The sequence below is a fragment of the Paenibacillus sp. MER 180 genome, assembly GCF_023713665.1.
Taxonomy (GTDB): Bacteria; Bacillota; Bacilli; order Paenibacillales; family Paenibacillaceae; genus Paenibacillus_B; species Paenibacillus_B suaedae.
Genome location: NZ_JAMAVT010000012.1, coordinates 104,025 through 128,893, shown reverse-complemented (window position 1 = coordinate 128,893; position 24,869 = coordinate 104,025). Strand labels below are relative to the sequence as shown.

Genomic DNA, 24,869 nt, shown 5'->3' with positions numbered 1-24,869 from the left:
CTCACCCTCCGTGCTTAGAACTGCGTTCAGACTGAATGGGCGGTGGCTCACTTCCAATCTGGTTGCGACTGAAGTGATACCAGTCATTGGCCTCCTTCGTCATATCACGCCCGCCTTCATTCATCCATTCCGACACGTATCTGTCGAAGTCCTCAAGTGGTCGATTGCCAAGAATAATGTCGATGAGCATATCATTCTTCTTCAACAATAACGGTGCATATCTTGTCATCGCCGGTGTCGGCAGCGAACGGAAAGCGCTCGGACGTGCATGCATGGATGTAAATCGAAGATTATCGTACAACTGGTATTGAATTCCTAACGAATCCAGCCGGGATCGAGTGTAATCCTCATCAGGCATATCTGCCAAATTAGCATAAAGTCCGCGATAATGATCATGATTATGGCGCTCCATATTGGTCACCCTCTTCCCCTCCTTCCAAGCCCACACGTCTCCCTCGAATCCAAGCTTGAGGGTATCCCTCCCCTCCTCGTCGATATAGGTAAGCAGCTTCAGCACCTCCACCGCGTGAGAGCTGGTAGCAGGGATTACTTGATAGCTTCGTACTTGAGGCAGCGCAAAGGTTCCACTTCCTCCAGGCCCCTTCGGAAAAGGTAGGGTGATCCATTCTGCACGCGGATCCCGCGCCTTGCTCCTCTCCAGCACACCGCGGGTATCGTACCATGTTCCCGTGAACAGACCCAGCTTCCCATCCACAACCTGCCTCTCCAGTCCACGCTGTGTTTGAATCGGGAACAATGGATCTACGAGCCCCTCCTGAACCATCGTGCGCATGAAGGCAAGGGCCTCCTTCATCTCTGGCTGCACATTGGAATATACGAGCTGGCCATCCCGTTCCATCCATTGATTGAGCTGCACACCATATGCACCGAACCACGGTGAGGTGCGGCCCAACTCTTCAATGAAGCTGGTACCATAAATATCGTGCAACCCATTGTCGTCCGAACGGAGCGAAGTAAAGGCACGCATCACATTTACCATCTCCGCAAGAGTAGCTGGTGGTTCAAGTCCGAGCTGTTCCAGCCAATCCTTGCGAATATACATCATCTCCTGCCCCCTTCCCTCATGCAGGCTCGGAATCGCATATATTTGGCCGTTAAAGGACACCTGCTCCCACACTTCAGGAGGAATCCGTTCCTTCAGCTTTGGTGCGTATCGGGCAAGCAGGTGGTCGAGCGGTGTTAGCATCTGCTTCCGTGCGTAAAAGGAGACCCAATTCGCATCCGTAATGCTGATCAGGTCTGGTATATGGTTCGACATCATCATGACACCGACGCGATCCTCATACCGATGTGATGGGGGGATGATCACTTCTAATTGAAGACCCGTCTTCACCTCGATGTCGGTTACATACGGATTGTCGTTCTCCGTCAACGGTTCTGGGAACCCTATGCCAAGACTATTCAATACAACCGTAACCTTAGGCAGCAAGGAACGCTGTTCCGCCACCTTCGACTGCCCTACCTGCCCACTGCATCCAATCAGCAGCAATAAGCATACAGCTCCTGCCATCATCCCGCCTTTCTTGTACACAAGAATCGGTCGCAGCACAACAGCTAACCCACTCGTTGTAAGCGTATACATTTTGAACATCATGACTCTAATCCTGCTCGCCTCTCCCCGATGCTTCATCCACATACTTGCATTCCCCTCTCCATACCTGACCTCCATCAATCTGGGCGGAAGATTATACCTGCCTGCTTTCCCTTAATCATACAGAAAGGGCCTATCAGATTGTACTCTCTGATAGGCCCTTTTTTTATCTATTTATTCTTCTTCGGACAGACGCTTCAAATCACTGACATGCTTGTCTAATCGGCTGTATCCATCAACAAGCGCCTGAATATCCATATGCTGCTGCTCCATATTCGCCAGCACCTCTTCCACAGAGGCCATATGCTCCTCCGTGCTGTTCGTAATCGTCACAACACCTTGTGCCATATTGGAGTACTGTGTCTGAAGGTCGCGAACGGCTTCATGCATCGCTTCCGACTGACGGTTCACCTGGTCGGTGTTATCCGTAATCGTACGCATAATCTGCTCCACTTGCCCCGTAGCCTCTACACTGGATACGACGGCAGATTGTCCACGCTGTACCTGCTCAGCTGCGGCACTGATCTGAGTTCGTATCGTTTCCAATATAGTTGCAATATCCTCAGTCGCTTTCTTCGCATGGTCAGCCAGCTTGCGAACCTCTCCCGACACCACTGCGAAGCCCTTGCCATGCTCGCCTGCTCGCGCAGCTTCAATCGCCGCATTCAAGGACAGCAAGTTCGTCTGTGCGGAAATATCACTAATGGTACTGACAATATCGCCGACCTGCTCCGTCTGCGCATTCAATGCGTCCATCACTTGCACAGTCTGTTCCACCGTACGCTTCACACGGTCAATCTCACCGACAAGGGTGTCAATCTGACCACTGCCCTGCTCGGCCAATTGCAGTGTAGTTGATGCAACCTGCTCCAATTGATTCGTCCCGTTCGCAACGTGACTTACGGAGCGCTCCACGGATTCCACAGAGCTTCCGATATGCTGCAGGCTAATCGTCTGCTGTTCGAAACCTGTCGATATTTGCGCGAATGTCTCTGTAACTTCACGCGAGATCGTCCCTGTCGATTCTGCACGCAGCTTCTGCTCATGACTGAATTCATTAAGCAGCGTAACCGAAGATTGAATTTGTCCAAGCAATTCTATCGCCTGCTCCTTCGATTTCAGCGCTTCCGTTCCCCGTTCCGCCACTTGCCGCTGCAAGTTCTGACTGAACACCGCCGAAGCACTGAGTGCAATCGTCACGAATAGCAGATACATAAGCAAATAGAGGAGCGGCTCTCGCGTGAACAACTTCTCATTCAGGAATGGATCATAGAATACGTACACCGTCATTATCATACTGACTACGCCGGTAAAGACGATAGGACGATAATTCTGATATAAAGTCATCAAGCTGATTACGACATAGAATAACAAATACGTGCTGAAGATCGGATTCGGATCCGACTTCATCAGCAGCAGGACAAGCGAACACAGAAACACCGGAATTAAGTACATCACATACTTTACGCCAATGCGCTTATAGGTTAAGAACGTCGCTAATCCACAAGCCACCGCGCCAAAACCAATCAGCACATACAGCATGGTCCCGACAATACCTGCAGCCAAATCCCCGATGATTCCAATCGCAAGCATTGTCCATATGATCTTGACAAACAGGCGGTTGCGCCTGTCAAGAATCGTTAGTTCATTCACGTCATCTACCAACTTTCTATGTATCGAGTGATCGTCGTTAACAGCTTGTCTAGTCAGTTCGTTAACCATTCCTTAACATTTCTGCATTTCCGTTAACTTCAACACCTTATTATATCGGCTAACAGGTGATAGGAATTGAGTGAACTTCCACTTGTTCCTGTTCTGGGATTAACCAGTCGAACTTGGCTGGATTCTGCCAGATTGCACCGACATGAATAAGAGTAGGAATGACATCGTCCCCCTTATAGAACATCTTCTTTCCAACCTTGCGCATTGGTACATGGAATGATACGCGCAGCGCACGCGCGAATACCGGTTCCAGCAGACAAGCGCATTGCAAGATCCCATGCTTGCGCGAGTAATGAACGATTGAAGATAGCAGCCGATCGATATTATGACCACGATGTTCCTTCAGCAAAGCTACCTTGTCCACTTCAGCCACTTGCTCTGGGGCGTTCATCACCTCCGGCTGTTCCGCGAACGGAGCGACCTCGTTCAACATACGCGCACTCTCACTGTACAGCTTCAGTTCGAATGTTCCTACAGCAACCCCTGCCTCGTTGAATACGATGACCTGTTCCAATGGATGTGCAGCGGATTCCAGTTCAAAGCCCATCTCCTTCCAGACTGTTGTCCAAATGGATCGATACAGCTGCACCTGTTGTTCGCTTTTCACCGAAATATGCATTTCCCTGTAACTCCTTTATGTAAATATTTATATAATTTGTTATCGGTCACAGGTAAAGGAATGATTACACAAATCTTTTTTCAAAAAACCTTGAAAACAGAGAGTTATTTTCTGAAATCACACTTCTCTGTCTCATTGTAAAAACGATCGCATGTAATGCCAACTCCCTATTTCAAAATTCATTCCAACGACCCAATTATATATGAATATATACTCATATTATGTCGGTTTGGTTGCAGTCTATGCCGCTATCCAATCATCCTCACAGATGCAACTTTACATTTGTCATAAATGTAAACCTCCTATATACTTGTAACAACGTTAATTTAGACACAATCCATTTGTAATCGGAGCGATTTATAGATGTCACAATCCAAAGTAACTCAACAACATATTGCCGACGCGCTGAACTTGTCCCGCAATACCGTATCGAAGGCGTTGAACAACGATCCTGACATGCGCGATGACACGAAACGCCGCATCATGAAGAAGGCCGTCGAGCTCGGCTATACCAAATTCCATCAACTCGAAGCTGCGGAAGGAATCATCTCGACCAATCGTATCGTGTCCCTGCTTACTCATTCTGACTATATGGGCAACCACTATTGGTCTAGCTTCATCAAAGGGCTGAATACAACCTTGAAAGAAGCTGGCTACTCCCTGGCGATGACGATTGTTGACATGGAAGAAGAGCGCGAACAGAAGCTGCCTTCTCTATTCGTGCAGCAGCGGCCTGCTGGCGTTATTATGATCGGCCCCTTCTTGAGGGAGTACTATGAGCTAATCGAACGTTCAGGCATTGCCTCGATGTTCATCGATACGTATGCGGACTTCAACTTCGGCATGCTGGGAAGCGATATTATGCTCGTAGACAATACCCATAGCGTATATGCCCTAACGCAACAACTAATTGCACGTGGACATAAGAAGATCGGCTTTGTAGGCGATATCGGCTCCTGCCTCAGCTACCGCGAACGGTGGGAAGGCTTCAATCGTGCGCTATCTGAAGCAAGGCTCAGTGTCAATGAATCTTGGTGCATCATCAACTCCATGAAGCGTCATTATTTTAATGAAGAGGAACTGTCTGCAGCCTATTCCCGGATGGAGGATAAGCCAACGGCCTTCGTATGTGTGAATGACAATATTGCTGTCGATTTCATGCAAATTGTGAAGGCAAGCGGCATGCGCGTACCTGAGGATATCTCCATTACCGGATTCGACAACATCGCCGAATCGGTGCTTGTTCATCCCGCCATCACGACCGTGCATGTACCGAAGGAAGAGCTCGGCATGCGCGCCGGAGAACAGATCGTATGGCGTATTGACCACCCGCATCGTCCGAAGGAGCTTATTCGCATCGGCGTGGAGGTAGAATGGCGCGATTCAGTACACAGTCTGATATAGTTTACATTTGCACATCTACATTCGATATATAACACGTTTTTGCACATTATTTGCACGGTAAATGCACAATATTTACTTGACATTGTAACCTTGGTGTTTTACTCTTTAGTTATTCGGAAACGCTGTCATTGCGTTTCGAGAGACAATTGACACATGCTGTGTTACAAGTTCAGTTGACATTGCACACGACATCAATAAAGAACAAGGCTCTCACCTATTCTTTTGGTCTCAACATCTGTCACCTGCACTTGAACAGCACAGGTTTCATACTTACTACGCAAAGCGAGGTTTGCATCATGAGCCAAATTAAGATCATCGGTCCAGATATTCCGAACATGCCTTGGGAAGAACGTCCTGAAGGACATCGCGACGTATTGTGGCGCTACAGCCAGAACCCAGTAATTCCACGCGATTTGCTGCCTAACTCGAACAGTATCTTCAATAGTGCTGTTGTTCCGTTCGAAGGCGGATTCGCTGGCGTATTCCGCTGCGACGATCGCAATCGCTACATGCGCTTGCATGCTGGCTTCAGTAAAGACGGCATTAACTGGGACATCAACCATGAGCCGCTTACATTTGAATGTGACGATCCGGAAATCGGCAATTTCATCGAAGGCTACGACCCACGCGTATGCTGGATCGAAGACCGCTACTATGTAACTTGGTGCAACATCTACCACGGCCCAACAATCGGCGTGGCATACACATATGATTTCAAGACATTCCATCAGCTCGAAAATGCATTCTTGCCTTACAACCGCAACGGAGTTATGTTCCCGCGCAAAATTAACGGCAATTATGCAATGGTGAGCCGTCCGTCCGATACAGGCCATACACCGTTCGGCGACATCTTCTACAGTGAGAGTCCTGATATGGAATTCTGGGGTCGTCACCGTCACGTAATGGCTCCAATGGGCGGCTGGCAGAGCAAGAAAGTTGGCGCAGGTCCAATTCCAATCGAAACAAGCGAAGGCTGGCTCATGATCTATCATGGCGTCCTGAACTCCTGTAACGGATTCGTATACGCATTCGGCGCAGCGATCCTCGACCTGGATGAGCCTTGGAAAGTAAAATACCGCAGCGAACCATACTTGCTGCAGCCTTCCACATTGTACGAGTGCGTAGGCGACGTGCCTAACGTTGCATTCCCTTGTGCATCGCTTGTGGACGCAGCAACAGGACGCATCGCGATTTACTATGGCGCAGCTGACACGGTTACTGCTCTTGCATTCGGTTATGTTGATGAGATTATTGAATTCGTGAAGAATAATTCTCGCGTGAAGTAAGATATACTGTAAGCAAAGACTGCTGGGAGCAGCACCGACTTACAGGGCTCTTCCTTTCTTTGCAACCCCTATACCTATGATCAAAACCCCCTTGCATCTGATCGCAATAAGCGACCAGCGCGAGGGGGTTTTGTGCAATAAGGTTCAATAAGGAAGTCTACGATTATTTAGAATGTATAGTCTTACACCATCGCATTGCGCAATTGCTGCACGTAGCGCCATCGAATGACGAAGAAGTAAATGATTTGAACTACTGTGAAGCTAACGAGCACTTTGATTGTACTTTCCCCCACAGAGAAGTGAACCAACTGCTGCAGCGCTGCAAATGCAACCCCACTATGCAAGATTGCGATGAGAAGCGGCAAAAAGAACATAACCAGCAGCTGTCGTGTCACGACGCGATTCAGTTCCTTGCGAGTCAACCCCATCTTGGACAGCATTTCGGTCTGCTGCTGATCCCGACTGCGATCCGTATATAATCGGAAGTATAAGAAGCTTGCGGCAAAGGTGAAGAACACCACACCAATGAGTACGCTCACGAGCAGCAGTAATCCATTTGCCTGCTTGGCCGCAACCCACTGCGGATACAGCGCCCTGAACTGAAACTTCATGGATTCGCTCTGTTCTCCTTCTTGATCTGCGTTCAGTTGCTTCATTAGCTGTTCTGTTGTATCCCCAAGCTTACTCCAATGCTCTACCGCAAATCCATATACCGTATAGGATTCCTGGCCTGACTCATCCCGATCAGGTATCTGCTCATAAGCATCATCCGTTACCACAACAAGCCGAATGATCCCATAATCCTGCGGCAGCACTTGATGAGGTACAGCTTTCATAATTTGAAAGGCATATCGAGTAGTGTCTTCTATCAGTTGGACAACTTCTTCGAATCCTTCTTTACTATATACTCGTTCCCCTATGACTGAAGTCGGTACAAGGAACGCTTCATTATCAGCGGTAATCGCTTCTTGCTCATATCCAAGGGCTGTCGCCAGCTTGTTATAATCGGACAACTTCATGACCGTGACATCATTACCTGCAAATTTCAAAGTAGCTGCGCCAACTCGATAAGGCAATTGTGATTGTTCCAATTTTTGTTTAATCAGACTTACATGATCCTGTTCCTGCTTATTCCCTTGATACGAATAATACGTAAATGCATACGGGTTCGTCATCTCCGCTAACCCTTGATTGCCGATTGCCGTACACGTACCAATCGCAGTAAATGCAACCGCCGAGATTACAGCAACGATAAAGAACAAGCGTGAATTATCCTTCAACCGATATCCCAGTTCAGAGAGCGTCAAGAGATTCGTCTTCTTGAAATACAGCCGATCGCTCCGCTTCAACATTCGCAGTGCAAATACCGCGAATTGCGTGAACAGAAAATACGTCCCGACTACAGTCAGCACCACCCCTGACAGGAGTACAAGGAACGAATACGTGATGCCTGTTGCAAAGAAAAACACCGTCGCATAGCCCGCTCCGACGAGCAAGACGGCTAGCACCGACAGTCCTATCGACGCCTTAGGTTCAGGCTTCGGCTTGTCCGATCCCTTGAGAAGATTAATGAGTTGATGCACCCTTACCATCCGAGTAGTCACGATCGATATCAGCAGGAAGAGGATCAAGAATGCGATAAACGTTGTCCCTATCGCCTTCAATGGTACATAAAACGTTAAGCCTTTATCAATCGCCAGAAGTTCAGATATCCCGGAGAGGATCAATTTCGAGAAAATGACACCCAACAATACGCCTGCCACAATGGAGGCGCAGCCAATCAGCATATTTTCCATGAACACCAGCTTGCGGAACTGCTTAGGAGACATTCCATGTATGATGAGAATGCCGAATTCCTTGTTCCGTGTCTTAAGAAACGAGCCTACCGAATATAAGATGAAGAAGAAAGAAAACACGATCAGCAGAACCTGCGACACACGCAGTCCCATCATCCCGAGTTCGCTTAGTGTCTCACTGGAAGATCGAATCTTGCCGTTCAAATCGGGATGGAACAAGAGCAAAGAATAGGTGAAGAACATCAGTACCGAGAAGGTACTGCTCCAGAAATGAGCAGCGTACATGCGCTTGTTGCGAGCAATATTATGAATAGCTAGTTGTGAGAACGTCATTCGGATTGCCTCCCATCACGGACAGCACGTCCATTATGCTGCGCATAAACATGGTCTGACTGCCTCTGCGAGTAATTTCATGATGCAGCTGACCATCCTTAATGAAGACAACGCGATCACAATAGCTTGCCGCCATCGCATCATGCGTAACAAGCAGCATCGTCGTCCCCTCCTCCTTGTTCAGCTGATACATCGTATCCATCACAGCTCGCGATGACTTCGAATCCAGGTTTCCAGTCGGCTCATCCGCCAGCAGCAGCTTCGGCTGGTGAATAATCGCACGCGCGATAGCTGCGCGCTGTGCTTGCCCTCCGGAAATCTCGTAAATTCGCTTGTTCAGCAATGCAGTAATGCCAAGCCTCTCTGCCAGCGCATTTGCCTTGCGGTGCAATTTTTCCACTTCTACCCCGTCCAGTGTTAAGGGAAGTACGATATTTTCCTTAACGGTCAGCGTATTTAATAGATTAAAGGATTGGAAAACGAATCCGAGCTCGCGCCGGCGGAATAGAGCCAGCTTCTCCATAGATAATTGGAAGGGATTATTGCCATGAATCAAGACTTGGCCAGACGAAGGCGCATCAATGGTTGCAATCATATTCATTAAAGTGGTCTTCCCGCTTCCGGAAGGCCCCATGATGCCTACGAATTCCCCCTGCTCAATACCTAGATTTATATTGGACAAAGCCTGATAGGCTACCTTTCCTTCATAGGTCTTACTTAAGTTCCTCACTTCTACCATTGTCATTTTCGATTCCACTCCTGTTTACGAGATTATATTCATCCTGCATATTGTTCAAAGCCATAATCGAGCAATTCTCTCGCATCTGTCCAGACGCTATTCGAACCGGAATGCAGAACAACTGTAATCATTCGGTGATCATTGCGCTCGGCAGCGGAGACTAGACAGTATCCGGCTTCATCGGTGAATCCTGTCTTAATGCCTGTCGATCCTTCATAATAATATTCGCTCTCCTGTTGCAGCAGCCGGTTCCGATTCGTATACGACTTCATGATCTTCTCCATATCTGCGGACACGAGCTTCACATCAGCAGTAGTTTGGCCTACAATAGTGCGGAACACTTTGCTCTTCATCGCTTCCTTCGCAATAACAGCCAAGTCATGTGCTGAACTATAATGGTTCGCATCGTGCAATCCATGCGGATTCATAAAGTGCGTGTTGCGAAGGCCGAGCTCCTCTGCCCGATCATTCATGCATTGAACGAACACGCGGATCGCTTCTTCCGTATCCAAGGATGCATCGGCGCGCACCTGACGTCCCAATTGAACGGCGACCGTTCTCGCCGCATCGTTCCCGGACGGCAGCATCATCGCTTCCAGCAAATCTTTCCACGACAATTGCTGCCCGAAGCGCAGCCCTGCCGAGCTCTCCCCCGGCTTGCCAAGCAGCACCTCCTGCCCTACGGTCACCTGTTCCTTCATGTCTGCCATCTCGATGGCGAGGAGCGCGGTCATCACTTTGGTCGTGCTGGCCGGTGCGAGCCGATCATCAGCATTCATCCCGTATAGAATTTCACCTGTATCTTGATTGATGACGATCGCTGCCTGGGCATCCAGGCTTCCTGAAGCAAATACATTCTGCCCAGTTACAGTGTGCACGCTATCAGACACTACTTTATATATCTTTTGTTTGATTTGTCCTGAGTAAGGTTGCAGTATGAACCAAATACCAGCAGCGGCGATGCAGCCAGCGAACAGCCATCTTTTCCTATTCAATCTCACGATTATCCACCCTTATCCTGTTATCATGCATTCGCATGTCTTCCCGTGATAGGTATCAGGATAACCGAATGGACTTAATAATGTGCTAAGCAGAAATGAAGAAAAGTGAATGAAAGATGAAGAAAATATGAAGAAGACGGTATAAAGGATATGTGGAATTTACCATATGTATAAATCTTATTGATTCTAGACCTTAGTAGGGGGGATTAATTCGCACAAACAGGTATAATAGACATATGATTGTGAAATATGTAACATATCGAGGAGGTATACCTTATGAAACGCAACATCTTAGCCGCTGTTCTCATCTTGGGAGGAAGCCTCTTGCTTGGCAATACCGTATACGAGGGACTCGCAGGTGCGGGAGAGACAGAAACCGGCACAGCATCAGCTCACGACATGCAACAACACCATATGGAACAATCCCATATGAGTGATTCCCCTATGAATGATTCTCGTATGAGTGAATCCCGAATGAGTGAATCTCGTATGGGCAATACAAACAGGGATGTATCACCACGTCACGAATCGGGCAACTCCCATATGTCGAAGTACTCCAGCCATAACGACAACTGCCATAACGAAGCATAAGTAGAACAATAACCGAAGGCTCACCTGCCTTCGGTTATTGTTCATACAATGGAGGCACGGAGCTTGGAATCTCAACGACAAAGTAAGTGCCTTCCTGATTGCTTATCGCTTCAATTGTTCCCCCATGCAGCTCTACAATCGTCTTGGATATAGCAAGACCTAGCCCAGAACCGCCTGAATGCTCCGATCTTGATTTCTCCACACGGTAAAAGCGATCAAAAATATGCGGCAGATCATGAGCTGGTATAGGCTCGCCGCTATTGTGCACAGAGATCATAATTCGAGCCCCCCGCTTGCGGAGAAATATTCCCACTGCAGATCCACGCGGCGCATAGCGCATCGCATTGGTAAGCAGGTTGTCGAATACACGCACCAGCTTATCTGGATCCGCCTCGACCCAGTACTGATCCTCATCGCTGTGCATCGAGATGGTCAGACCCTCCTGCTCCATCGGGTAACGATAGTGTACACACAGCTGACCAGCCATCTCTACAATATTAAGCGGCCTCGTATGCAGCGTCATCCCGCCGTTCATGCGGGTATATTCGAACAAATCATTAATCATGACGTTCAGGCGCTGAGCCTTCTCATAAGCAATATTCGTATAATGCCGCAGCTCTACTTCATCCCTATATCGATCCTGCTCAACCAACCCTAAATAGCCCATGATGGAGGTAAGCGGTGTGCGAAGATCATGCGATACGCTTGTAACCAGCTCATTTTTGGTACGTTCGGCAAGGCGCTCCTCTTCCAGCGACAGCTTAATCTGTTCGGCCATACGATTAATGTTATCCGCAAGCCTGCCAATTTCATCATCCGTGGAGACGGTGCAGCGGGCATCCAGATTGCCATCCGCCATACGCTGAACCGTTGCTGTAATTTGCTCCATATTTTTAATTAATTTGCGATTCAGTAAAAAATAGATACCGACGAACAGCGCCAACCCAACGACAATGAGCGGTACAACAACTCCGAACATTCGCTCCAATGCCCGAAACAAACTATTAAGCAGATCGATATGCAAGTAAGTGTACATAAACAGAGCAAGACCGAGCATGAGGTAGGCTGTTATCAATGCCAATATAATGCTTAGCATGAAGGTGAACAGCATCTTCCATCGAAGGCTACTATACCATGGTGTCTTCAATCTTATACCCTACTCCCCATACGGTCTGAATGAGTTTGCCACCGCTTGATTCCAGCTTGTCCCGCAGCTTGCTGATATGAACCGCCACCGTATTGTGCGATCCATTGAAGTTCTCTTTCCATACTCGTTCGTACAGCTCTTCCGCACTGAATACCCTTCCTGGGTTGCTCGCCATTAAGTAGAGAATATCGAATTCCACACTCGTTAAATGTACTGCTTGTCCATCCACCTTCACCGAATGGGTCGACTTATTAATGTCCATCGTCTGAATGCGAATAACATCCACCGGCTGCGCTTGAGACTGAAGCTGCGAATTCAATAAATAAGCACGGCGGAGCAGAGATTTTACGCGCGCTACCAACTCCAATGGATTGAACGGCTTCGTCATATAATCATCCGCACCTGTCATAAGGCCCATGATCTTATCCATATCTTCCGACTTAGCGCTCAGCATCATGACTGGCGTCGCTTGGTTCTCCCGAATTTTGCGGCATACCGCAAGTCCATCCAGCCTCGGCATCATCACATCGAGAATGACCAGTTCGATAGGTTCATGCTGAAGGATGTCCAATGCTTCCACACCATCGTATGCCTTATGCGTGCAATATCCTTCATTTTTCAAGTAAATATCGATTAAGCCAGCGATTTCTTTATCATCGTCGACAATTAATATATTTGTCACACCCATTACCCTCCTGCTTCCACTATCAACATTGTTGGCACTAGCATACCGTTAAATACCGTCCCGGTTCAACGGCAACCACTAGCAGCCTGATCTCCTGTTTACATGAATCCACGGAAAAATTCCAGGAAACGCTGCCCTTCAGTAACATTGTGCTTCATAACCGCATACGTTCTTGCGGTAGGCAGCATCAATTCCGAGCAATCCACCTGAAGCAATCTTCCTTCCGTACGTTCACGGCGAATCGTAATCTCAGGCAAGAACGAAATACCAAGCCCTTCTTCAATGAACCTCTTCGTTACATGAACTTGGGTAACAAGCATTGTGCGCATGTATCGATATCTCGTCTGCAGCTCCTGCATAAGCGGCTCCCAATATTCAGGATGATTATAAGTGAGCAGCATATGATTCGCCAGCAAATCTCCGAGCTGGAGCGGAGAAGCCGTCTCTGCATCATGCCCATCATGCGGCGCGACAAGCACCACCTCATCCTCCCCCAATATATCACAGGTAAGCCGCGCATCACTTGCCCACATTCGGGATAATCCGAGATCCACCTGATCTTGCAGCACCGCATCGGCAATTTGCTTCGATTCCAGTACCTGAACTTGAACCTCTACATCAGGATTAGCATGCACATAGCGATTCAAGACATGTGGGATGAGATATGCCGCTACAAGCGGCGATACCGCCAGATTCAATCTGCGAGTATAGCCCTGCTTGAAGCGATGCAGCTCCTGCATACCTTCCTCATGAACGGACAACAGATGTTTCGCATGCGGAAGGAATCGCCGTCCTTCCTCGGTCAATTCTACTCTGCGTCCTACTCGTTTAAATAAAGGCGAGCCCAAATATTGCTCCAACTGCTTGATCTGGATCGTTACCGTCGGCTGCGAGATGAACAATTCCTCCGAAGTGCGACGGAAATTCTCATGCGCAGCAGCGTGCACAAATGTTTGTATCCATTTCAAATCCATCGTCATCGGCTCCCTATTGATTAAGATTCCCTATTAAATCAATAAAAACGTTTCAATATTTTTAATCAGACACCATGTATATAATAATACATATTAAAGGAGGAGGGAAATGATGGTTGACAAGGGGTTAAAAGGTGTTGTTGCAGCAGAAACCGAATTGAGCTTCATTGACGGCAATGCCGGTATATTGCTATATCGCGGATATGATGCTAAAGAACTTGCCATTCGGCATTCCTTCGAGGAAGTTGCTTACCTACTCTGGTATGGCACACTGCCAAGCTCAGCAGAATTGCAATCCTTCACAGCGGCTTGGGTGCGCTGCAGACAGCTGCCTGAGCCTGTCATCCATTGCTTGAACCAGCTTCCTTCAGACATGAACTTGATGAGCCAGCTGCGAACCGCAGTTTCTGTACTAGGAACAACTGTATACGAAGGGGCTCCACATATTGAACAAGCGATGGCGTTAACGGCGATGATGCCTGCTATCATCGCGAACTTGTATCGCAAGCAACAAGGGCTGCCTATATGGGACTCGATACCGAGTAACGAATCTCTAGGCCATGCAGCCCATTATCTATATTTGCTGACAGGCGAGGTTCCGACCGATATCCATGCCAGCGCGTTGGAAACGTACATGATCCTTACCATGGAGCATGGACTGAACGCTTCCACCTTCACCGCTCGCGTTATCACATCCACAGAGTCGGATATGGTATCCGCTTTGACGGGGGCGCTTGGGGCGATGAAGGGGCAGCTTCATGGCGGTGCTCCTTCAGGTGTAACGGAAATGCTGGAGGCGATCGGTACGGCTGATCGAGCGGAAGACTGGCTGCGTGAACAGTTGGAGAATCGTAGTCTGTTAATGGGCTTCGGACACCGTATATATCGGACACGCGATCCAAGAGCAGAAGCATTGAAAATGCGCATTGCGAAGATGGAGGAAAGTGACCATTGGCTCGATTTGGCTCAGCTCGTCGAGGATACTGCTGTACGACTGCTCGCTGAATATAAGCCTGGGCGCAAGCTGTATGCGAACGTCGAGTTTTATGCAGCTGCCATTATGCGTGCAATCGGATTGCCTAGTGAGTTGTTCACACCAACCTTCTCGGCAAGCCGTACCGTCGGCTGGACCTCCCATATGATCGAACAGGCGAAAGACAATGTCATCTACCGTCCCGATGCCAAGTACATTGGCTCGTTTCCCACTACTGAGCATGTATCGTAATGAGTAAACCTTAGGTCTCTTATCCTCGTTTTTATACATTTATTAGGTGCCTCTTCGTCGGATCGGAAATAATCAGACGAGCAGGCACCTCCTTTTTTATCCGAAACCACGTAATTTATCCAAAAGACGAACAATCATAAATTTGTACCATTTCCATTATCCAATCCCATTTTGGCAGATCAAACCCATCAGAATATGGTTTAATTAACCAACGTAACTTTTAAGCACCTTATAGCTTGTCCTCTTCATATAGACATTTTCCGATGACACCCCAAGCACAATTCCCTAGTTATTATCATAATTATTTGAAATACGCCCGTATAGAGCCCGAAAAATGTCCTCTCTTGAAATACATACCAGCCACTTCAAATTGTTAAAATTTTTCTATAAAAAGGTTTTATGGCCATAAAAGATTATATTAATGTAATAAATTTTATCACCCTGTGTAAAATCTTCTTTTACGGATGTGGGCGTTTTTGCGACAAATCGTATTTCAAAAAGCGCACATTGTCAGTATAATGTGTGAAAAGTGTTCCTATATTGCAGAGAGGTTAGGTGTAATCCCATGGAAACCATACAACGCGAACAAACAGAAGTACTTAACCCATACGAAATCGTTAAGAAGCAAATTGATGCAGCTGCAGCTAAATTGCAATTGCCCGAGCATGTCACCGAATTACTGAAGAGACCAAAGCGTGTTCTTTCCGTAAACTTCCCAGTTAGAATGGACGACGGCTCAATTCGTATCTTCGAAGGCTATCGCTCGCAGCATAACGATGCAGTAGGACCAACAAAGGGCGGCATTCGCTTCCATCCGGATGTAACACTTGACGAAGTTAAAGCACTCTCCATGTGGATGACATTCAAGTGTGGTGTTGTTGGCTTGCCATACGGCGGCGGCAAGGGCGGCGTTATCGTGGACCCACGCACACTCAGCAAAGGCGAGCTTGAGCGTCTCAGCCGCGCATTCATGGAGGCAATTGCTGACATCGTAGGACCAGAGCGCGATATTCCAGCTCCAGACGTATATACAACACCTCAAATTATGGGTTGGATGATGGACACATACAGCCGCTTGCGTGGACACAACTCGCCAGGCGTTATTACAGGCAAGCCAATCATCATCGGTGGTTCCCTTGGACGGAACGCGGCGACTGCTCAAGGTTGTGTGTATGCAATCCAATCTGCATTGGAAGACATTAAACTTCCGATGGAGAACGCAAAGGTAGCCGTTCAAGGCTTCGGTAATGCTGGACGTATTGCAGCTCGCCTGCTCACAGACCTCGGTGCAACAGTAGTGGCAGTCAGCGATTCCCGTGGCGGTATCTACGATGCAAACGGCCTTGATCTGGATCGTGTAGAGCAGTTGAAGGACGAAGCAACGATCCTCGATTACGGCGCAAGCTACCATATCAGTAACGAGCAGCTGCTTGAGCTGGATGTCGATATCTTGATCCCGGCAGCATTGGAAAATGTCATTACACAGGAGAACGCTCCACGCGTCAAAGCACGCATCATTGCGGAAGCAGCAAACGGACCGACAACTCCTGAAGCGGACGCAATCCTGAACAAGAACGGAACGATTGTTATTCCTGACATTTTGGCAAATGCCGGCGGTGTTACAGTATCCTACTTCGAATGGGTACAAAACCTGATGAACTACTACTGGAGTGAAGAAGAAGTTCTGGAGAAGCTCCAAGTGAACATGGTGAAATCGTATAATGCCGTTCGTGATCTGGCGAAAGAATACGCTACAGATCTTCGTACGGCAGCGTTCATGATTTCACTTCAACGCGTTACTGAAGCTATGCGTGCAAGAGGCTGGGTATAAGCCATTCTAAGCGCTAAAGGTCAAATGTATCCTTACTCTTCAACATAAGTTCAGCCCTCTCCACTTCCAGTCGGAAGCACGAGAGGGCTGATTCTGTATATTGGACACATAAAAACTCCATTTTCATGAATTGAGTATATTCTTTCCACATACACTATCAACTATATTTTTCTAACCGCCTGCATTCCCTCACCCAGCCGTCTTGTTGGTAAGAATGGGATCATGGTCTATAATGTAACGTGTAGCACGATACTGACACAAAAGGAAAACATAAATCATGAATGCTAAGCGTACCAATAAGCGCCGTTCCCGTTTCATTCCTTTTCGAATGACAAGGGATATTATAGGGGTGTGGAAATATGCTTACCGTCCTTTTCTTCTATTTGAATTGGTGTACAAACTACTGACGATTGGCGTATTCATCCCGCTTCTATCGATACTTTTCAACAAAATACTAGATGTCGGGGGCTTCAATGCGGCCGCGAATCACGATCTGCTCCGCTTCGTGTTCAGCAGATACGGCCTACTCAGTCTGCTGCTCATGGCCCCCATTGCCATGATGCTCATTTACACGGAGTTCGCTGCTCTCGTCTATATTGCCTATTACGGTATTCAAAAGAAACGCGCACGAATTAGGCCTGTGTTGTTCAAAGCCCTCTCTCGATTGCCAGGCTTATGGCGCATTGGGATATTCGGTCTGGCTCTTTATTTGCTGCTGTTGTTCCCACTGCTTGATGCCGGCATTGGAGGATCACTACTGCCTAGTGTAGCGATACCGAACTTTATTACCGGTGAGTTAATGAAGACAAGTATCGGAACCATCGTCCTAGTCATTGTCGCGCTGGTCGTTCTCATTCTGAATCTGATTTGCATTTATGCCCTGCCGATTATGGTATTGGAAGGCAAGAATCAATTCTGGAATGCTGTCCGCAAGAGCGGCCGATTGTTCTGGCGCAGCAAGTGGTCATTAGTTAGAGCCGTGATTGAATGGGTCATTATCTTCTTACTCCTATTCATTCTCCTGATCTGTCTTCTCATCCTAGTGGGGCTTCTGCTTCCTGATGTAGATAGCGAAGGGGCTGCCATAGCTATTACGCTTGGCATTACACTCAGCCTAGGCTTGTATATTGCAACGCTAGTTATGACACCATTGTTCATTACCGTCATTACACTGCTCTATGTGCGTTATCAAGGTCAAGACCAGGTGAACCTTGATACAGACGGAGTCGATGCCACTGTCTGGGAAGGTCGCGACATGCAGCGTTCACTTGTGCGGCGCTATCGCTCTGCACTGGCGACATTCGGACTTCTTATTCTTATCGCCATCGGCTGGGGGGCAACGACCTTATTGACCGATTGGGGAGAGGCTAATGATAAATTCATCATCATGGCTCATCGCGGCGATGTGACTGCCGGTGTGGAAAATACAATGGGCGCTTTCGAAGGCGCCATTCGAACAGGGGCTGACTATATCGAGCTTGACATTCTTCAGACGAAGGATGGCAAGCTGGCAGTTATCCATGATGAGAACTTGAAGCGGTTATCCGGGAAAAATGTGAATGTGTTCGACCTTACACTCGCTCAGTTGCAGCAAATTCCGCTGCGCGCAGGGGAATTCCGTGACTTCGCGCCTTCCCTCGACGAGGTACTCGAGCGAACGAAAGGGAAAATCAAGCTCAACGTGGAACTCAAGACACATGGTCATGAGAAGAACTTGGTCTCTACCTTTGTCAACACGATACGCAAACATAAGGCAGAACAACAAATTATTGTGCAAAGCCTAGATTACGAACTGGTTCAGAAGGTGAAGAAGGCAGCACCGGATCTGACGGTCGGGTATGTCATATTCGCCACCTTCGCTCCGCTTAATCGCTTCGAAGCAGATTTCTTCGTTGTCGAAGAATCATTTGCCCGACCAAGACTCATTCGCTCAGCGAAAATGAGCGGCAAGCCCATTTACGTCTGGACGGTCAATGATACAGAGAGTGTAGAGCGATTCTATACCCTTGGAGCTGACGGTATCATTACAGACATTGCTACTGATGCAAAAGAGACCATTAATGTACTGCACAAGGTAGAGAGCGAGGAGCAATAACAAGAACAAGAAGGCTCCATTCCCATTTACACACAAACACCCGGTAAAGAAGCGAAATCCGCTTACCTACCGGGTGTTTTTCTTATCTCTATTTGAACGATTTGCCTATCAGTCCTGCAGCTTCTCTCGTACGGACTGCAGTTTCTGAGCAACCGAGGACGGCTTGTCTCTGCGGTCATCGATTTTTAACACAGTTGACACACGCTGTGCTCCTGCCTCAAATGGACTTTCATGAAGTGCCTGCACCGCTGCGAGCAATCGATCCAATGGCCCCTCAATGATGGTTCCCATCGCAGTTAGCTCATAGGTTATGCCCTCAACACTCTCCAGCGCCTTCTGCATTCCCGCCACGTAACTGCTCAAGCTTGTAGAGCCTGTGCCGACTGGAATTACAGTAATCTCAGCTATCGCCATATACGTTCATCCCTTTCTTGAACCTATCCCCATCATATCCATTCACGAAAGGGAGCTCAATACGATTCCTACAATAATTATCTCCAACTACCTTCTCCTATGGATAGAGGAGAACATTCGAAGGTTCGTTCCCATCCAACCTAGCTCAATCCCGAAATAGACCCATTTGCGTCCACATGGATGCGCTCAGCAGCAGGCCGTGCCGGCATTCCCGGCATCGTAAGCACTTGCCCCGTGTGCACCACGACAAATCCAGCTCCAGCAGATAAGCGAACATCCTTCACTTCAACAGTGAACGCCTCTGGTGCACCAAGCAGGCCTGCTCGATCGGAGAAGGAATAAGGCGTCTTCGCCAAGCATACAGGCAGGCGGCTTGCTCCAAGCTGCTCCAGCTTGCGCAGAGCACGCTTCGCCGCAGGCTGATAATGCACACCCGCACCGCGATATATACGCGTAACGACGGCTTCTATCTTCTCCTCAATGGAATACTCATCCGGGTACAGCAGCTGGAATTGCGATTCAGCATCAGAGGAATCGGCCAATTCGGCAACATACTGCGCCAATGCGCGGCATCCTTCGCCGCCATTCTCCCATGCTTCAGACAGGATCGCACGCACTCCCGATTGTGTGCACAACTCGATAACCGCATCCAACTCGGCAGGGGAATCTGTCGCGAATCGATTCACAGCGACAACCAGTGGCACGCCGAACTGCTTTATATTTTCAATATGACGCTGTACGTTCACGAAGCCAGCACGAACCGCCGCCACATTTTCGCTGGCCAGCTCCTGTTTGGATACGCCACCGTTATATTTCATTGCCTTCACCGTAACAACAAGCACGGCTGCCGACGGGAACAAGCCTGTCTGGCGGCACTTAATATCCATGAATTTCTCCGCACCAAGATCAGCGCCGAAGCCCGCTTCCGTCACTACATAATCCGCCAGCTTCAACGCAAGGCGAGTAGCACGAACACTGCTGCAGCCGTGCGCAATATTCGCAAATGGGCCGCCATGCACCAACACTGGATCCCCTTCGCCTGTTTGCACCAGATTCGGATGAATGGCATCCTTCAGCAATGCACACATCGCTTCAACTGCATTCAAGTCCGCAGCAGTAACTGGCTCATCCTCTTCGTTGAATGCCACTACAATGCGTCCTAGGCGGCTGCGAAGATCATCCATATCTTCCGCCAGGCATAGAACCGCCATAACTTCTGAAGCAGTCGTAATCATGAATCCATCCTCACGAACAACGCCATTGCCATCTCCAAGACCAACGACAATACTTCTAAGGGCACGATCATTCATATCGACTGCCCGCTTCCATATGATTCGGGAAGGGTGTATTCGCAGAGCGTTCCCTTGATGGATATGGTTGTCTAACAATGCCGCGAGCACACTATGTGCAGATGACACCGCGTGAATGTCACCGGTAAAATGCAAGTTAATATCCTCAGCCGGCACGAGCTGCGCCTTGCCGCTGCCCGTGGCGCCACCCTTCATTCCCATGCAAGGGCCAAGCGAAGGCTCCCGCAATGCCGCAACTGCCTTATGTCCAACTCGATTCAGACCTTGGGTCAATCCAATCGTCGTCAATGTCTTCCCTTCACCAGCCGGTGTCGGATTCATTGCTGTTACGAGAATGAGCTTCCCGTTCGGCCGATCGGCTACGCGATTCCATACATCCTGTCCAAGCTTGGCCTTATACTTCCCGTACTGCTCCACATCTTCTTGCGGAATGCCCAATTGCGCTGCAACATCTACGATTCGCTTCATCGTCATGCCCTCTCCCCCTGTATCCGGTCGTGTTCCAACTTGAGAATAGTTAGTGTCCATTCCTGGTAAACATATCATCTTCATTATACACGTCCAGCCTGTTGCGTACATGTACGTTCCTCACAACGGAAATAAAGGCAGCAAAAGTACATGACAAAAGTGCATCGCAAAAGCACATCGCAAAAAGGCCTGCTTGCGCAGCCCTCGCAATTTGCGTGGGCTTCACAATAGCAGACCCTATAGTTTGCATTATGAATTACCTACGAATCATGACTCTGCTGAAGCGGTGCCGCCTCGGCCAGCACACCTTCGAAGGCAGACAGGTACACACGACGAATATCATCTTCTGTTAGCAGCAGCGGACTGCGTGCAAGAAGCCGCCTCTGCTGTATGCCATCCTGCACAAGTGACTCCAGTGCATCACGAGGAATCTCGAAGGCATCCAACGTCTGCGGTATTCCCGTTTCTTCAATCAGCTGCTTCATCCGTTCAATGGCAAGGCAGGACGCCTCTGCATCGGACAATTCACGAACATCCGCGCCCATTGCCTCTGCGATATGGCGAAGACGCGTCATACAGGCACCACGAATATAATTCATCACATACGGCAGCAGAACTGCATTGGACTCGCCATGCGATAAATGGAATTGTCCGCCGAGCGGATAAGCAAGCGCATGAACACCACCCACGCCCGCGTTGAAGAAGGCGAGGCCAGCCAAATAGCTGCCATAGCTCATTTCAGTCCGTGCTTCCTTGTTCGTTCCATCTTTCACCGCCCGAACGAGTGAACGGCTAATTAAGCGAATTGCGTGCAGCGCCACCCCATCCGTTGTCGGACTGGCGTGTACAGATACATAAGCCTCTATTGCATGGGTTAATGCATCCATGCCCGACGCTGCAGTGACTCTCGGTGGTACACTCACGGTCAGTTCTGGATCAATAATCGCAGCATCAGCCAGCAAGTAATCATGAGCAACAACGTCCTTGGTTGTCTCCAATGACAGCACGGATATATCCGTTACTTCCGAGCCTGTGCCTGATGTCGTCGGGATTAGAATCTTCGGCAGGCCGCGTACAGATAATGGACGAGTCCCGCTCAAATTCAAATAATCCGCAACTGCTCCCTCATGCTGCGATAGAACTGCCGCAAGCTTAGCCAAATCCAGCGCACTTCCCCCGCCTAAGCCAATGACAAGATCGAACTTACCTTCACGTGTATAGCGAACGAGTGCCTCTCCTGCCGCAAGCGGCGGCTCCGGCATCGTATCCGTATAGATATCAATATCATAGCCTGCCTCACGAAGCGGCTGAAGTACACGCTCCACCGTACCGTTGCGAAATACCGACTTGCTCGTCACGCACAATATCCGCTTCGGCGCGTGACGCTCCACTTCGGACAGCAGTTGGGCTGCTGATCCCCACCCTGTATATTGATAGGGTGCAAATCTATGTGTAAACATACCTTTCTCACCTCTTCTTTATCTTGAACCTTGCTCTTTACGCACACCTCGCATGGATTCGGAAGTATGATCGTATCATCCTTAGAGCCCTCGATCAACCTGCTACCGAAGATAGGTGAATCGATTTTCCATATATATGTATACAAACAAGAGCCTCCTGGATGGATCAGGAAGCCCTCCCAAATGATTGAGTTATCTTGACTATCTGTACTGCATTTGCTAACTCTTTTATCATAACTCACTTTAGTTTTCATTTGCTGTCATTCATTCGATATCACGGGCATCAGGATACTTCCTGAATAAGGGGGTTCATATACAATCGATAGTAGAACCCTTCCTGCTGCAGCAATTCTCCATGGGTTCCGCGCTCAATAATACGGCCTTGCTCGATAACAAGAATTTGGTCTGCGTCTCGAATCGTGCTTAACCGATGTGCGATAACGAAGCTCGTACGTCCCTTCATCAAGGTCTGAAGCGCCTTCTGAATATGCATCTCTGTTCTCGTATCAATACTGCTCGTCGCTTCATCCAATATAAGAATGGCTGGATCCGCCAAGATAGCCCGCGCAATCGTCAGCAGCTGACGCTGCCCTTGACTCAGGTTGCTTCCGTCTTCCGTAAGCACAGCGTCATATCCATCAGGTAGGCGCACGATAAACGAATGTGCATTGGCAAGTCTGGCAGCCTGCTCCACCTCTTCATCCGTTGCCTCTAATCTTCCATAACGAATATTGTCCCTAACCGTTCCGGCAAACAAATAGGTATCCTGCAGCACCATGCCAATCGAGGTACGCAGCTCCTCCTTGTCCATGTCTCTAATATCTTGCCCATCAATAAGGATTGAGCCTTGATCAACATCATAGAAGCGCATGAGCAAGTTCACGACCGTTGTCTTACCAGACCCAGTTGGACCAACAAGTGCAATTGTCTGACCGGGTCGTGCAGTTAGCATAACCCCCTTCAACACCGGCACATCCGGCTTATATCCGAAGGATACATCTTGGAAAATAACTTCCCCCTTCATGCCTTCTAATGGCAATGTCGTCTGCTGATCAGCATACTCCGGCTGTTCATCCATGATCTCAAAAATACGCTCAGCACCAGCAATCGCTGCCTGCAGCATGTTATACTGATTCGCCAATTCGTTAATCGGACGAGCGAACTGCTTCGAATAATTGAGAAATGCTGTAATAATTCCAATCGTAATGGCGCCTTGAACTGCCATATAGCCGCCAACCGCCGCAACTAATGCGAAGCTAATATTGTTAATTGCATTCATGAGAGGAGGAACGAAGCCAGAGAAGGCTTGTGCGTGGATACCCACATGTCTCAGCTGAATATTCTTCTTCTCAAACGCAGCAATTGCTTCTTCCTCGCGGCCAAATGCCTTGATGACCCGCTGGCCCGAGATCATCTCTTCAATATATCCATTCAGTTCTCCCAGCTCACGCTGTTGATCCGTAAAAAATCGACGCGTTCGCTTCGCTATGCTGCGGGTCACAAACAGCCCCAGCGGTACGACAATTAAGCTAATCAATGTCAGTACAGGACTTAGTGCAATCATCATGCCGATAGCGCCAGTTACCGTTATGACACTGGTGAAAATCTGAATCGTACTCTGTGACAGAGAGTTGTTGATATTCTCGACATCATTGGTCAGACGACTCATCACATCTCCGCGCGGCCGCTCATCAAAGAACTTGAGCGGAAGTGTCTGCACCTTGACGAACACATCCTTGCGAATCGCCTGAACGGTTCGCTGCGAGATGCTTGCCATCATATATGTGTGCATCCATGAGGTTAATGCACCTAGGGCATACACAATAAGCAGCCAAGACACAAGTGATCCGAGCAAGGCGAAGTCGGTTGTCCCTGAGTCGATGCCTAGACTGTCAATAGACTTGCCGATCAAATAAGGACCAATCAGTGCACACACGGAGCTGGCGACGACAAGCAGGAAGACTCCCAGCAGCGGCATGCGTTCCGCACGCAAATACTGCCACAGTCGAATGATAGTCGCCTTGGATTGCTTAGCCTTCTTAGGAGGCCCCATAAGGTGCATGCCCCCTGATCCAGGCCCTTTGTGACCCATCATTTTGACAGAATGGTCAGCGGAACTGCGTTCTTGCTCCCGTCCTATACGAGAATGCTGCTCTG

At 48.6% G+C, this 24,869-nt stretch carries 19 protein-coding genes; 6 read left to right on the top strand and 13 right to left on the bottom strand.

What is annotated here, in order from left to right:
• Nucleotide 1 precedes the first annotated feature (1 nt).
• The 3 genes from M3661_RS19650 to M3661_RS19640 form a co-directional block, all read right to left on the bottom strand.
• On the bottom strand, nt 2–1,657 hold the full coding sequence (locus tag M3661_RS19650; protein ID WP_251487749.1) for an extracellular solute-binding protein: 1,656 nt from the start codon (nt 1,655–1,657) through the stop codon (nt 2–4).
• A gap of 129 nt (nt 1,658–1,786) precedes the next feature.
• Nucleotides 1,787–3,334, bottom strand: a complete 1,548-nt coding sequence (locus tag M3661_RS19645; protein ID WP_251487748.1) for a methyl-accepting chemotaxis protein — start codon at nt 3,332–3,334, stop codon at nt 1,787–1,789.
• A gap of 49 nt (nt 3,335–3,383) precedes the next feature.
• Nucleotides 3,384–3,953: a hypothetical protein gene (locus M3661_RS19640; protein ID WP_065292446.1), complete on the bottom strand. Its 570-nt coding sequence runs from the start codon at nt 3,951–3,953 to the stop codon at nt 3,384–3,386.
• A gap of 363 nt (nt 3,954–4,316) precedes the next feature.
• On the opposite strand from M3661_RS19640, the gene M3661_RS19635 reads away from it, so the two are divergent.
• Both M3661_RS19635 and M3661_RS19630 read left to right on the top strand, forming a co-directional pair.
• Nucleotides 4,317–5,357 carry a LacI family DNA-binding transcriptional regulator gene (locus tag M3661_RS19635; RefSeq protein WP_251487746.1) on the top strand — a complete coding sequence of 347 codons (1,041 nt, stop codon included), beginning with the start codon at nt 4,317–4,319 and terminating at the stop codon, nt 5,355–5,357.
• 296 nt (nt 5,358–5,653) lie between these two features.
• A complete protein-coding gene (locus tag M3661_RS19630; protein ID WP_021256311.1) occupies nt 5,654–6,643 on the top strand; it encodes a glycoside hydrolase family 130 protein in 990 nt (329 codons plus the stop codon).
• Nucleotides 6,644–6,825: 182 nt separating this feature from the next.
• On the opposite strand, the gene M3661_RS19625 is transcribed toward M3661_RS19630, so the two are convergent.
• Genes M3661_RS19625 through M3661_RS19615 form a run of 3 tightly spaced genes read right to left on the bottom strand, consistent with a single transcriptional unit; the run spans nt 6,826 to nt 10,512 of the window.
• Complete coding sequence (locus tag M3661_RS19625; RefSeq protein ID WP_251487744.1) at nt 6,826–8,772, bottom strand: ABC transporter permease; 1,947 nt, start codon at nt 8,770–8,772, stop codon at nt 6,826–6,828.
• Nucleotides 8,744–9,517, bottom strand: a complete 774-nt coding sequence (locus tag M3661_RS19620; protein ID WP_251487742.1) for an ABC transporter ATP-binding protein — start codon at nt 9,515–9,517, stop codon at nt 8,744–8,746. The genes M3661_RS19625 and M3661_RS19620 overlap by 29 nt, the downstream gene beginning before the upstream one ends.
• Before the next feature lie 32 nt (nt 9,518–9,549).
• Entirely contained in the window at nt 9,550–10,512 is a 963-nt protein-coding gene (locus M3661_RS19615; RefSeq protein WP_251487740.1) for a D-alanyl-D-alanine carboxypeptidase family protein, read from the bottom strand.
• Nucleotides 10,513–10,788: 276 nt separating this feature from the next.
• Here M3661_RS19615 and M3661_RS19610 point away from each other — a divergent pair, with 276 nt between their 5' ends.
• Nucleotides 10,789–11,103, top strand: a complete 315-nt coding sequence (locus M3661_RS19610) for a hypothetical protein (RefSeq protein WP_251487737.1) — start codon at nt 10,789–10,791, stop codon at nt 11,101–11,103.
• A gap of 34 nt (nt 11,104–11,137) precedes the next feature.
• Here M3661_RS19610 and M3661_RS19605 read toward each other — a convergent pair whose 3' ends face one another.
• From M3661_RS19605 to M3661_RS19595, 3 genes are all read right to left on the bottom strand, one after another.
• On the bottom strand, nt 11,138–12,250 hold the full coding sequence (locus tag M3661_RS19605) for a sensor histidine kinase (protein ID WP_065292440.1): 1,113 nt from the start codon (nt 12,248–12,250) through the stop codon (nt 11,138–11,140).
• Nucleotides 12,231–12,938 carry a response regulator transcription factor gene (locus M3661_RS19600; protein WP_036667607.1) on the bottom strand — a complete coding sequence of 236 codons (708 nt, stop codon included), beginning with the start codon at nt 12,936–12,938 and terminating at the stop codon, nt 12,231–12,233. The genes M3661_RS19605 and M3661_RS19600 overlap by 20 nt, the downstream gene beginning before the upstream one ends.
• Before the next feature lie 95 nt (nt 12,939–13,033).
• On the bottom strand, nt 13,034–13,909 hold the full coding sequence (locus M3661_RS19595) for a LysR family transcriptional regulator (protein WP_065292439.1): 876 nt from the start codon (nt 13,907–13,909) through the stop codon (nt 13,034–13,036).
• 112 nt (nt 13,910–14,021) lie between these two features.
• Here M3661_RS19595 and M3661_RS19590 point away from each other — a divergent pair, with 112 nt between their 5' ends.
• The 3 genes from M3661_RS19590 (at nt 14,022) to M3661_RS19580 (ending at nt 19,060) form a co-directional block, all read left to right on the top strand.
• Complete coding sequence (locus M3661_RS19590; protein WP_083189339.1) at nt 14,022–15,134, top strand: citrate synthase/methylcitrate synthase; 1,113 nt, start codon at nt 14,022–14,024, stop codon at nt 15,132–15,134.
• A gap of 565 nt (nt 15,135–15,699) precedes the next feature.
• The gene (locus M3661_RS19585) at nt 15,700–16,965 is read left to right on the top strand and encodes a Glu/Leu/Phe/Val family dehydrogenase (protein ID WP_021255732.1); all 1,266 of its coding nucleotides are present in this window, start codon (nt 15,700–15,702) and stop codon (nt 16,963–16,965) included.
• A 277-nt stretch (nt 16,966–17,242) separates the two neighbouring features.
• Complete coding sequence (locus M3661_RS19580) at nt 17,243–19,060, top strand: glycerophosphodiester phosphodiesterase (RefSeq protein ID WP_065292437.1); 1,818 nt, start codon at nt 17,243–17,245, stop codon at nt 19,058–19,060.
• 108 nt (nt 19,061–19,168) lie between these two features.
• Here M3661_RS19580 and M3661_RS19575 read toward each other — a convergent pair whose 3' ends face one another.
• From M3661_RS19575 to M3661_RS19560, 4 genes are all read right to left on the bottom strand, one after another.
• Nucleotides 19,169–19,474, bottom strand: coding sequence for an MTH1187 family thiamine-binding protein (locus tag M3661_RS19575; RefSeq protein WP_021255730.1), 306 nt, complete (start codon nt 19,472–19,474; stop codon nt 19,169–19,171).
• A gap of 140 nt (nt 19,475–19,614) precedes the next feature.
• Nucleotides 19,615–21,252, bottom strand: a complete 1,638-nt coding sequence (locus tag M3661_RS19570) for a formate--tetrahydrofolate ligase (RefSeq protein WP_065292455.1) — start codon at nt 21,250–21,252, stop codon at nt 19,615–19,617.
• A 260-nt stretch (nt 21,253–21,512) separates the two neighbouring features.
• A complete protein-coding gene (locus M3661_RS19565) occupies nt 21,513–22,712 on the bottom strand; it encodes an iron-containing alcohol dehydrogenase (RefSeq protein ID WP_021255728.1) in 1,200 nt (399 codons plus the stop codon).
• Nucleotides 22,713–22,995: 283 nt separating this feature from the next.
• Complete coding sequence (locus tag M3661_RS19560) at nt 22,996–24,807, bottom strand: ABC transporter ATP-binding protein (protein ID WP_397376537.1); 1,812 nt, start codon at nt 24,805–24,807, stop codon at nt 22,996–22,998.
• Nucleotides 24,808–24,869 lie beyond the last annotated feature (62 nt).